The organism is Dellaglioa sp. CoH-55-MRSF-9, assembly GCF_056782155.1.
Genome location: NZ_JBXAYG010000096.1, coordinates 1 through 266 on the forward strand (window position 1 = coordinate 1; position 266 = coordinate 266).

Consider the following 266-nt stretch of genomic DNA (forward strand, 5'->3'; position numbering starts at 1 on the left):
GGGCGGTTCTGACCATTCCGGCAAGTACGAGCTGCGCCGTGTACAGACAGAGGCCATTAGCGCGTCCGAGGCACGGGCCGCACAGGAAGAGGCGCGGGCGGTTCTCGCGGCTCGGGCACGGACCCATGTTGATAAGCTGATGCCTGCTGTCTATAACGCGATTCAAAAGAAAGTGAAACGCGGCCTGTATTCGGCACAGGTAGAAACGCTGTTGCCCGAGGGGTCTGTCGAGAGCAGGGAAGCCGCAGCCTACTTGGTGCGAATTC

At 60.5% G+C, this 266-nt stretch carries 1 protein-coding gene; it reads left to right on the forward strand.

All coding sequences use genetic code 11. From position 1 onward, the window contains the following. Window positions 1–266 (forward strand): hypothetical protein (locus tag AC1RPV_RS07940; protein ID WP_481764226.1); only part of this gene is annotated, 266 nt, incomplete at both ends.